This window comes from Pedobacter sp., assembly GCF_035566355.1.
GTDB lineage: Bacteria > Bacteroidota > Bacteroidia > Sphingobacteriales > Sphingobacteriaceae > Pedobacter.
Genome location: NZ_DATMRL010000537.1, coordinates 1 through 11,132, shown reverse-complemented (window position 1 = coordinate 11,132; position 11,132 = coordinate 1). Strand labels below are relative to the sequence as shown.

General features: G+C 39.6%; 9 protein-coding genes. 4 read left to right on the top strand and 5 right to left on the bottom strand.

Annotated features, from left to right (window positions below; all coding sequences use genetic code 11):
* Positions 1-871 (bottom strand): AraC family transcriptional regulator (locus VNZ46_RS21110; RefSeq protein ID WP_325562317.1); only part of this gene is annotated, 871 nt, incomplete at its 3' end.
* Between the two features lie 101 nt (positions 872-972).
* Positions 973-1,965: an AraC family transcriptional regulator gene (locus VNZ46_RS21105; protein WP_325562315.1), complete on the bottom strand. Its 993-nt coding sequence runs from the start codon at positions 1,963-1,965 to the stop codon at positions 973-975.
* Positions 1,966-2,131: 166 nt separating this feature from the next.
* Between VNZ46_RS21105 and VNZ46_RS21100 the strand changes: the two genes are divergently transcribed.
* A complete protein-coding gene (locus tag VNZ46_RS21100; protein ID WP_325562313.1) occupies positions 2,132-2,749 on the top strand; it encodes a class I SAM-dependent methyltransferase in 618 nt (205 codons plus the stop codon).
* A gap of 62 nt (positions 2,750-2,811) precedes the next feature.
* Here VNZ46_RS21100 and VNZ46_RS21095 read toward each other — a convergent pair whose 3' ends face one another.
* Positions 2,812-4,056, bottom strand: a complete 1,245-nt coding sequence (locus tag VNZ46_RS21095; RefSeq protein WP_325562311.1) for a cystathionine gamma-synthase family protein — start codon at positions 4,054-4,056, stop codon at positions 2,812-2,814.
* A gap of 149 nt (positions 4,057-4,205) precedes the next feature.
* A complete protein-coding gene (locus VNZ46_RS21090) occupies positions 4,206-5,795 on the bottom strand; it encodes an ABC-F family ATP-binding cassette domain-containing protein (protein WP_325562309.1) in 1,590 nt (529 codons plus the stop codon).
* 242 nt (positions 5,796-6,037) lie between these two features.
* On the opposite strand from VNZ46_RS21090, the gene VNZ46_RS21085 reads away from it, so the two are divergent.
* Positions 6,038-6,718 (top strand): O-methyltransferase, encoded by a 681-nt coding sequence (locus VNZ46_RS21085; RefSeq protein ID WP_325562307.1) that lies wholly within the window; start codon positions 6,038-6,040, stop codon positions 6,716-6,718.
* 14 nt (positions 6,719-6,732) lie between these two features.
* A complete protein-coding gene (locus tag VNZ46_RS21080; RefSeq protein ID WP_325562305.1) occupies positions 6,733-7,434 on the top strand; it encodes a hypothetical protein in 702 nt (233 codons plus the stop codon).
* 71 nt (positions 7,435-7,505) lie between these two features.
* Here VNZ46_RS21080 and VNZ46_RS21075 read toward each other — a convergent pair whose 3' ends face one another.
* The gene (locus VNZ46_RS21075) at positions 7,506-9,371 is read right to left on the bottom strand and encodes a beta-galactosidase (protein WP_325562303.1); all 1,866 of its coding nucleotides are present in this window, start codon (positions 9,369-9,371) and stop codon (positions 7,506-7,508) included.
* 136 nt (positions 9,372-9,507) lie between these two features.
* On the opposite strand from VNZ46_RS21075, the gene VNZ46_RS21070 reads away from it, so the two are divergent.
* On the top strand, positions 9,508-11,132 hold a 1,625-nt coding region (locus tag VNZ46_RS21070), incomplete at its 3' end, for an MGH1-like glycoside hydrolase domain-containing protein (RefSeq protein ID WP_414693518.1).

Below are 11,132 nucleotides of genomic sequence, written 5' to 3'. Positions count from 1 at the left end.
TGGATTTAAACAGTTTACTAAATGATTGAGGATGTTCAAACCCTAGTTCATAAGCTATTTCACTTACAGACAAGGATGTGGTCGCTAGTTTTTCCTTGGCCTTTTCTATCAGTTTTTCATGAATGTGCTGTTGTGTATTTAGCCCGGTTGTTACCTTCAATAAGGTACTTAAATAATCAGGGGAAAGGTTCAACTGCATAGCAATGTGCTGAACCGTAAGCAATCCTTTCCAATTGGCATTACCATTGAAATGCTCATGGAGTAATACTTCCAGCCGGTCAAGAACCTCGTGATTGGCAATTTTCCGGGTAATAAACTGGCGGTTATAAAACCTTTCTGCATAACTCAGCAAAACTTCAATCTGAGAAACAATGATCTGCTGACTGAATTTATCAATGTTTTCATGGTATTCCTGTTGAATGTTTTGTAGGATACCGGTAATGATATCCTCTTCTTTTTCAGAGAGAAACAAAGCCTCATTAACTGAATAACCGAAGTATTCATACTTCTTTATTACTTTTGCCAGCGGCATATCCCATAAAAAATCAGGATGAATCAATAACATCCATCCTGATTTATCTGATGCATCCTGGTTCACTTCAATCCTAAAAACCTGGCCAGGGGAAATAAAAAACATGGTACCTTCATCAAAATCATATTCCTGCTGGCCATATTTGAATTTGCCAATCATATTCTTCTTTAATGCAATCAAATAAAAATCAAATACCCAACTCATCTTATTGTTGTCGGGCGAATGTTTAATCGCTGCATAGTCCACCAGACTGACCAGCGGATGCTCAGGTTTTGGAAGACCTCTAAGCTGATGATATTCCCTGATGGATTTTATACGTTGAATCTGATGATTAGCCATATTCTAAAATAGTCAATATTGGCAAATATGCTGTTTTCATAAAAAACAGTTGTATGCTAATCCGTAAATATTGTAGCCAAAATCCTATCAGCTGCCAGATTTTAGATCCTCAATTGACCGGGTGATATGGCAAACTTCTTTTTGAAGGCAGTGCTGAAGTGCTGAACAGAAGAATAACCGAGTTCGAATGCAACAAACTTTATAGATTTGCCTTCCAGCAGCAGTTCCCTTGCATAATTTAGCTTGTAGTCGGTTAAATATCCAAATATGCTATTGTCAAACAGTCCCTTAAAGCCTTGCCTAAGTTTAAACTCATTAATACCACAAATTTTTGCGAGCTGTGCAACCGAAGGTGGTTGTTGAATATTCTGAATCAAAAAATCCCTGGCATTATAAATGCATTCTTTATCATATGCAGACTGTAAAGGTAAACTTTGTTTTTTCGTTAGCGCTGCTTCAAAGGCCTCGGCCTGAAGAACAAGCAGTTCTGTACATTTGGACTCCAGAAACATCAGTTTTAATCCATCTGTATATTTACAATTAAGAATACTGCGTATACAGTCGTGCATGGCCAGCGAGATCGGAAGGTTTTGCTCTGCTATTTGTGCATAATGCCCCCTATCCAAATGATCGGCTAAAATCTGGAGTGATCTGCAGGAATGCTCGGACAATTGCAGAAATTTTTCTTTAGCAAAATGAACTTCAAAAAAACGGTAGTTGCACCCAGTATCATATTCACCTGTACCGTCGAGTTCGGGCATATAGATAATATTTTGCCGATTGGAATTAAAAAAGTACTTCTTGTTATTTACATAATTATATATCGTTCCATTTCCTGACAAAGTGAAACGTAGTTTTACCATATCCGGAACATCATAAGTTGGGCGAAAATACAACAGGTGCTGTTTAAATAAAATGTCACCATACACAATATAAATATCGGGAGTTGTGATCTGTACCAATTCTGCATCACTGAAAGAAAAACTGCATTTATCTCTTCTCTCCGTTACCAACTGCTCCTTCATTGGAAACTGCTCAAAGCGACCCCCTACCTCTTTCCAGGTTCCGTAATCCTTACCAATATTGATCCCCATTGCGGCAATTATGATAAAAAAAAATGGAACAACATTACATCGACTAAAAAAATCTGTTTTATATAAAAGAAAATCCGTTTTGTGTAAAAACTATGACAGGCAATCCCCTCATTTTTGGCCGAACTCCTAAATAATTTCCAGGGAGCAAGATCCAATACAAAAAAAAATGAATGAGCAGAAAGATTTTGAAGAAGCAGCCAAACAAGAACATTCGCAAGACAATAATGCTTTAATTTTCCAGATTATAGATACGCTAGAGCAAACAGCAGATCTTCAACTATTAGAAATCAGCTTTGGTGAGGGTAAACACCTTCCTTTTCTTTTTGAGCGGGTTGAAGGAATTTATTATTATGGCACTGATACATCAGAAGACATGGTAAAAAAGGCAATATCAGCCAATAATTTGAAAGTAAAACAAGGCAATGCGCGATTTCTCAAAGCCAAACGAGATGGAATACTTGATTTTAAAAATGATTTCTTTGACCACTGTTTTACAGAAAATACGCTTTACTTCTGGAAAAACCCGATACCCTATTTTATGGAAATAAAGCGTGTTTTAAAACACGGTGGCAAGTTCACTCTCAGCTTTACGGAAAAAGACTTTGGAGGAAATCTTCCATGGACTCAGCTCGACTTTATCTTTTATGATGTTAAAGAAGTGCAAAAAATATTTCAGAGAACTGGTTTTACAAATATTACAGTAAAAAAAATAACTGATGAAATCATCAATGAAAATGGAGAATGGGTAAAAAATTCTTATGTGATGATGTCAGGTCAGAAATAGTCCTAAACTAGATCAGGGAAGCATTAAGCATGCTTCCCTGATCTAAATATTATTTTTGAAGGTTACTTAAAAGAAGTAAAGGCGTTGCCGAAGTCTTCCAGAAGATCTTCAATATCCTCAATGCCCACAGAAAGGCGGATCATGGAATCCGGTATACCCATTTCATCTCTTCTTTCTTTACCTAATTCAAAGAATATAGTATGTGCCACTGGAATCGCCAGCGTACGTGTATCTCCCAGATTGCTGGACTTAATCACCAGTTTCAACTCATTCAGGAAAGACAGGCAATCGATGCCATCGGCAAGCGTAAAACTCATTAATCCACCATAGCGATGAAACAAAGCTGAAGCACGGTCATGCTCCGGATGGCTTTTCAGCCCAGGATAATATACCTGGCTCACCATAGGATGATTATTTAGAAATTCTGCCAGTACCGCAGCATTATTACAAGCCCTTTCCAATCTTAAAGCAAGCGTTTCTGAGCCTACAGAAATGCTATGAGCAGCCTCCGGAGAAAGTGTTCCTCCCCCATCCCGTAAACCTCTCTTCCTGATTTGTGTAATCCCCTGCATTTCAGGACGGATCTGCTCGCGTATAATTGGCGCAATGTTTGGAAAACCAAGCCAGTCAAACAAGCCTGTATCTGTTACACTACCACCCAATGCATTTCCATGTCCACCGATATATTTGGTTAATGAATTGATCACCAAACTTGCCTTTACCTCTGCAGGGCGAAACAAATAAGGAGATGTCATCGTATTATCTACCATATAAATGAGTTTCTTTTCCGCACAAAAATCGCCAATAGCGGCCAGATCGGAAACTTGCGTTGCCGGATTTGCAATTGTCTCTACAAATACCATTTTGGTATTTTCCGTATAAGCGTTCCTCACCTGCTCAATATCTGTTGTATCTACAAAAGAAATCTGAAGGCCAAGATCGATATAAGTTTGCATTACACTCCTTGTATTACCAAAAAGATAGGAACTTGCTATGATATGATCTGAAGCTTTCATTAAAGCCAGTATGGTAGAAGAAATAGCGGCCATTCCCGTTGAAAAAGAAACTGTAGCAATCCCCTGTTCCATTTGCGACACCTTATGCTCAAGAGCGGTGGTGGTAGGATTGCCTTGACGGGAATAGGCATAGCCCTTGGTCTTATTTTGAAAAACATTAACCAGACCTTGTACGTCATCGTATCCCCAGGTTACTGCATTATGAACGGGTTGGTGTATCGCTCCGAATTCCGGTTTTAAAAGACGGTCTGAATGAAGAGTAGTGGTCGTAAATCCTTTTTTCTTGCTCATTTCTATTTATTAAAAAGGCGAACTTCTAAATTTTATTTTAAAAAAAAGACTAATTGGGTGTATAAAATACATTTTTATTAAAATAGGAAAACAGTACTAGTCAATTGCTACATTATGATCTCCGAAACTAACGCTGTTATAACAAAATATTAACTCAGTGTAATTGATTTTTCTATATGTATCTGCTTCAAAAAATACTCATCATGTGATACAACCAGAAGCGTTCCCCGGTATTCATTGATTGCCTCTGTCAGCATTTCCATGTTTTGGATATCCAGGTTGTTGGTAGGTTCGTCTAATATAACCATATCAGGTGCCTTATGGTTTAATACCAATATGCAAAGCATCAGGCGCATCTTCTCCCCTCCGCTCAATGTACCACATGTTTTATTCCAATCGTCTCTGGAAAACAGGAACCGGTTTAAACGAATTTTCACTTCATGCTCTTGAAGTATCCCGGAATTATACCATTGTGCCTGCTCATAAACACTGAGGTCTGCATCAATAAGGGAATACTCCTGATCGATATAAACCGTTCTGGCCCTTAGCCTGTTCATCACCCCGGTCTGAGGCCGAAGATCACCAAGGATCATCTTTATAAGGCTTGTTTTCCCCGATCCATTGCCCCCTTTGAGCGCGATCCTGTCGCCACTCACCACCTGAAAGTTTAATGCCTGTTTCCAGAGCGGGTTTTCATGATAAGTAACATTAACGGATTTTGCATCCACCAATACTTTCCCTTTATGAAGAGCAGAATGGTCTAAATCTATTTTCATTCGGCCAGTATCAGGTAAAACTTCCCTCAGTTGAACAATCTCTCTGGAAATTGAACCAGTTTTCTCCGCGTGGATTTCTTTCATCTGTGAAGTACTTTTCTCCGCCTTATTCTTAAATGTATTTAACAGGATTTTAGGCATACCAGCCTTTTCCTGTTTCTTTTTTCCGCGTGCGTCCAGTTTTTGCTGCCGTTCCAGAGAAGCACGTTCTGTTTCTTTGGCTTTTCTAAGGGCTTTTTCTTTACTGTGCAGGTCATGAGCCAGCGCTTCATTCTCTATCTTTTTCTGGGCTGTGTAGAAATCGTAATTTCCGCCATAAACCCGTACACCTGAATGGCTCAATTCATACATCTTGTTTAAAAGATTTAATAAAGTCCTGTCATGACTAACCACAACTAAAGTATGTTTTGCCGACTCAATGTAATCATAAAGCATCATTCTGCAGGTCAGGTCCAGATGATTACTTGGCTCATCCAAAAGGACAATTTCAGGTTCATATATATCTATTCCTGCAAGAAATATCCTCGCTTTTTGACCACCACTGAGCGCAGCCATTTTTTGACTGAAGTCCAGATTTTCAAGATTCCAGTTGGCAAGTGCCTGTTTACAGCGGTCTTCTATACCCCAGTCATCGTCCAACATAGCCATATATTCTTCTGTTGCCCGGCCGTCGAGGATTTCTTTAAACGCATGCAATTTATCTTGTACCTGCAATGCCTGAGCAATGCTTAAATTGTTAAACTGACCGAAAAGTTGTGGTACACGATAAATTCGTCCTTCTGCCTTTACTAAACCAGATGAAGGCTCCAGGTCTCTGGCAAGAATATTCAAAAGAGTGGATTTTCCAGCGCCATTGCTGCCAATTAAAGCAATCTTATCATGTTTATTGATAATTAAATTTAAATCAGAAAATAAAACATCCCCATCAGGATGTGTATAGGTAATATTATGAAGATTAAGCATTTCCTTCTTTTAAGTGTAAATAATTGATATCCTCCGTCGTTGACCAGCGGAACTATTTATTTTATCTGAAAGAAGGGAATCCTACATTGCTTTTCTCTGTGATTTCTCACAAAGTTAAAAATAATATCCAAAAAGACTGAATCTCGAAAGCAAGCCCCGGCTTGAAACGCAACATAGACGTTACCATCAAAACAATTCTATTTATTTATAACTTTATTGGGATAAAAATTAAGCCTGAGAAAATGAACGAACAGATATTTGGAAAAGTTGACCAGTACATCAGCAACTTACTTGCCCCAGAAGACCAGGTCCTGAAAGACACGATCAAATCCCTTGATGAGGAGGGATTTCCGCAAATTAGTGTAACGGCAAACCTTGGGAAGTTTTTACAAGTGATGGCTGTTCTCTCCAACGCAAAGAAAATATTAGAACTGGGTACATTGGCTGGCTATAGTACCATTTGGTTGGCCAGGGCCCTGCCTGCTGATGGAAAATTAATCACATTGGAAGTTGAACAACGTCATTCAGATCTGGCGAGGAAAAACATTGGAAAAGCTGGGCTATCCGACAAAGTAGATTTCCGTGTTGGAAAGGCAATGGAGATTTTACCGCAATTAATTGAAAACGGAGAAGGTCCATTCGATCTTATTTTTATAGATGCAGATAAACCACCCTATGCAGAATATTTTGAATACGCATTAAGTCTTTCCAGACCTGGAACTGTTATTATTTGCGATAATGTGATCCGTGAAGGAAAGATATTAGATGAAAACACCAGTGACGAAAAAGTGAAAGGCGTGCAGCGCTTCAACAAATTACTCCAGTCCAACAAGAATGTGACGGCTACCATTATACAAACAGTTGGTGTAAAGGAACATGATGGAATGGCGATTGCGGTTGTAAACAGGACAGATCCAAGCTAACTATGCGTCTTAATATGAGTATGATTTTTAAAACAAAAAAATATTTATTTAGCGCACTTGTATGCTCTTTTTCTTTAACTCTGCAAGGCGTTAGGGGCTATGCACAAGGGCTACCTGACTTTCGTCCCGCAAAGGGTTATACCCAGGTTGCAGAAGCTCATGGAGATCTGGACAAGGACGGCACGGAAGAAGTGGTGTATGCTTACAATACCACGCATAAAGCCAAAGATTCGGGTTATCAAAGAGTATTATACATTTGCAAAAACATACAGGGGAAACTCAAACTATGGAAGTTGAATTCCTCTGTCCTTTGGAATAGTGAAGACTGTGGTTTCTTTGCAAATGAGGGCGTTCCCTTAGAAATGGAGATCAAAAACAATACATTAAGGATTAAACAGACTTTTAATCACAATGCCAAGCATTTCAGTATATGGAGGAATATTTTTCGGTATCAGAACGGAGACTGGTTCCTGATTGGTTCCACCTATAATGATTCGATGAACTGCGGCCCGGATCACGAGTGTGACATCAATTTCTCTACAAAAGCAGTAAAGATTTCTACTACTTACGACCACTGTGACGATGACGAAAAGCCTGATCCTGAACCAAGTTCTTCAAACTTCACCTATCCTTTTAAAGAGATCCCAAGAATGGATAACTTTACGCCCGGCCGCAAGGAAATTAAGGTAACAGCTAACAGATATATTTATTATTAGTTGTAGTATATATTTAAAATAAGAGAAGCCTGCTGGATTTGCAGGCTTCTCTTATTTTAAAGGAGTGTATCTTATTTAGGTAAACCATTCTCTGGCTTTAAACCTTCCAGAATGGGTGTTTCAGTAGATTTTAAAACGCTATGCATCACATCATTTTTCTGTTCAAAGATCACGACTTCATTTTTCCCCTGTTTGAGCCAGCATCCTGGTAAATATAAAGTTTGTTGTGGCCCAACGCTCCAGTACCGGCCAAGGTTAATTCCATTTACAAATACAATTCCCTTACCCCACTCCCGCATATCAAGAAAAGTATCTCCTGTTTTATTGAGTTCAAAAGTTCCCTGGTAAATGGCAGGTTTACCAGCGGAAGCACTATTTTTAAATTTAGCCAGGTCTGGAGCAACATCCATAGGTAATTTATACATATCCCAGTTACCTGTAATATTTTGTCCGTTGATCACAACTGGAGAAATAATACCTTTTGTACTGTTAATGATCTTTGCCCCATAATTAATCCTACCCATATTCTCCACCAGGATATCTAATGTTGCATTAAATGGGATCTCTATATCACAATCATACTTTTTATAATAACTGTTCAGTTCTGCTACTTTAACGCCATTTACATAGACCAATGCGTAATCTCTGAGTCCGGCCAGTTCCAGCTTACCGCTAATGGGCTGATTAAACTTTCTGCTGTACAAAACATAACCATGTCCCTGGTTTAGCTCTTCAAAAGTTAAAGGTGCATCGTTATTCACCGGGCTGATCTTATCTTTAAAATCCTCCAGGTCTGTAGCTTTGCTTAAGCGGATCTCGGGGATGGAAATAACAGGGATCTTAGCAGGAACTGCAGGTGTTTCTGGTTTCTTCAACAATGCCCTCAATGCATTGTACTTATCTGTTGCCCAACCCGCCTCACTAATTGGAGCATCATAATCATAACTGGTCAGATCGGGTTGGATATCGTGCTTATTATCATAATTTGCACCTGAAGTAAAGCCAAAATTAGTTCCTCCATGAACCATATAATAGTTAAACGACACCTCTCCGTCCAGATATTTCTGGGTTTGTTTTACCACGCTTTCAGTTTTTACCTTTGGAAAAGGCTCTGCCCAATGGTCTAGCCATCCCGGATAAAATTCTGCTACCATATAAGGGCCCTTACCGTCATGGTATTTGTTCACTACCTCTTTCAATTTCGCTACATCATCTTCCCCGTTCGCCATTGGAAGAGCACCTGGCAAAGCACCCCCCTCAAACAACCAGCTGCCGTCTGATGTAAAAAAAGGAACATTAAATCCAACATCTTTTAACTGCTGAAATACGGCTGCACTGTATTTTTTATGATCCTCCAAAGAGATATCCTTGCGCTGTGATACATAGGATCCAAATTCATTTTCACCCTGCACCATAACAATCGGACCTCCATTGGTAACCAAAAGATTTTTCAACTGTCCATAAAGCGCCGTAAAATAAGCTTTTGTAGCTGCAAGGTATTGCGGATTATTTCCCCTGATCACCATTCCTGGTGTCTTCTCTAAAAACCAGGGGTAACCTCCAAATTCCCATTCTGCACACACATATGGTCCGGGGCGAAGAATGACAAAAAGCCCTTCTTCCTGTGCAATTTTAATATATTCAGCAACATCCCGGTTCCCGGTTTTAAAATCCCATACGCCTGGTGCGGTTTCATGGTAGTTCCAAAATACATAGGTGGCTACTGCATTTAAGCCCATAGCTTTCATCATTTTTAAACGATGGCGCCAATAAGGCTTTGGAATACGGGCATAATGCATTTCACCGCTGTGGATCTGAACGGGCTTACCATCTAAAATGAAGTGACCATCTGTAATTTTAAACGAATGCTTGGTTTGTGCATGGGCACCGGAAGCAAAAAATAAAAATAAGAGTAAAGTAAAAAAACTATGTTTCATTGAATTTAGGATATCTGGGGTTTATGTTTGATCTATTGAGCATGCAAGTTAATTGTTTTTTTATAATTGTCACGACAACAATTCATTTACTTTGACCCAGTATTTTTTACCTTTAAGCCATCAATCTAATCTATCAATGAAGAAGGAAGCAAAACGATTAACCCAGCCGGACTGGAAAAAATGGGGACCGTATGTATCCAATCGACAATGGGGAACTGTAAGGGAAGACTATAGTGAAAATGGTGAAGCCTGGCAGGCTACAACTTTCGACATGGCCAGAAGTAAAGCCTGGCGCTGGGGAGAAGAAGGCATTGGCGGGATTTCGGACAATAAACAATTTTTATGCTTTGCCCCTGCCTTCTGGAACGGAAAAGATAAAATCCTTAAAGAGATATTTTTTGGATTAACCAACACTCAGGGCAATCACGGAGAAGATGTAAAGGAACTTTTTTACTATTTGGATTCCTCTCCTACGCATTCGTATATGAAGATGCTGTATAAATATCCGCAGCAGGCTTTTCCTTATGAAGAATTGCTGGCAGAGAATGCCCGCAGAACCAAACTCGATCCTGAGTATGAATTAATAGATACCGGTGTTTTCGATAACAATGATTATTTCGATATTTTTATTGAGTATGCTAAATCTTCGGAAGAGGATATATTGATCAGGATCACTGCACACAACAGAGGTCAGTTTCCTGCCCCCCTTTCCATCCTGCCTACTCTTTGGTTCAGAAACCGGTGGTCATGGGGTTACCACGACAAACAAGCCTCTATTTCCAAAGTAAATGCTTCTGCGTTGCAGATCCAGGAGGAAACTCTGGGTAATTATATGCTCTATACAGAAAATACTGCTGAATGGTTGTTTACAGAAAACGAGAACAATACGATCAGATTGTATGATTTCGATGATGGAAAAAAATACTATAAGGACGCCATCAATGAATATATCGTCAATGGACAAGTGGATTGTGTAAATCCACAGAACAGAGGTACAAAGGCAGCAGCTTGCTATAAATTTGAAATTGGAGCGGGGGAATCCGCAACAATACAACTGCGGTTTTGCAAAGACTTAAATACAAAGCCTTTTGAAGATTTCCAGGAGATTTTCGAACAACGCATTCAAGAAACTAACCAATTTTATCAATCTCTTCAAAACAAGGTTCCTTCAGCCGATGAAAAACTGATTCAACGACAGGCTTATGCCGGCCTGCTCTGGAACAAACAGTTTTACGATTATAACGTTAATAAGTGGCTCAAAGGAGATCCTGCAGAACCTGCACCCCCTCCAGGGCACAGTACTTCGCGTAATCTGAATTGGAAACATGTGAACAACGCCGATGTTATTTCCATGCCAGACAAATGGGAATTTCCATGGTATGCCTCCTGGGACCTGGCTTTTCACTGTGTAAGCATTGCACTGGTTGATACAGATTTTGCCAAGCAACAATTGCTGATGCTGACCAAAGAATGGTACATGCATCCTAATGGACAGCTGCCTGCTTATGAATGGAATTTTGATGACACCAACCCTCCGGTACATGCCTGGGCTACCTGGGAGGTATTTAAAATAGACCAGCAAAAAAATGAGGGCAAACCCGACATCCCCTTTCTGGAAGCTGTTTTCCAAAAGCTGCTGATCAATTTTACCTGGTGGGTTAACCGGAAAGATCATAATGGAAGCAATATCTTTTCCGGAGGATTTCTGGGACTGGACAATATTGGCATCTTCGACCGCAGTATGAAACTCCCGTCTGGAAT

Excerpts from the sequence above, each read along its gene's own strand:
- VNZ46_RS21090 (WP_325562309.1), bottom strand. The coding sequence starts at position 5,795 with ATGCTTAATCTTCATAATATTACCTATACACATCCTGATGGGGATGTT.
- VNZ46_RS21100 (WP_325562313.1), top strand. The coding sequence starts at position 2,132 with ATGAATGAGCAGAAAGATTTTGAAGAAGCAGCCAAACAAGAACATTCG.
- VNZ46_RS21105 (WP_325562315.1), bottom strand. The coding sequence starts at position 1,965 with ATGGGGATCAATATTGGTAAGGATTACGGAACCTGGAAAGAGGTAGGG.
- VNZ46_RS21095 (WP_325562311.1), bottom strand. The coding sequence starts at position 4,056 with ATGAGCAAGAAAAAAGGATTTACGACCACTACTCTTCATTCAGACCGT.
- VNZ46_RS21085 (WP_325562307.1), top strand. The coding sequence starts at position 6,038 with ATGAACGAACAGATATTTGGAAAAGTTGACCAGTACATCAGCAACTTA.
- VNZ46_RS21080 (WP_325562305.1), top strand. The coding sequence starts at position 6,733 with ATGAGTATGATTTTTAAAACAAAAAAATATTTATTTAGCGCACTTGTA.
- VNZ46_RS21075 (WP_325562303.1), bottom strand. The coding sequence starts at position 9,371 with ATGAAACATAGTTTTTTTACTTTACTCTTATTTTTATTTTTTGCTTCC.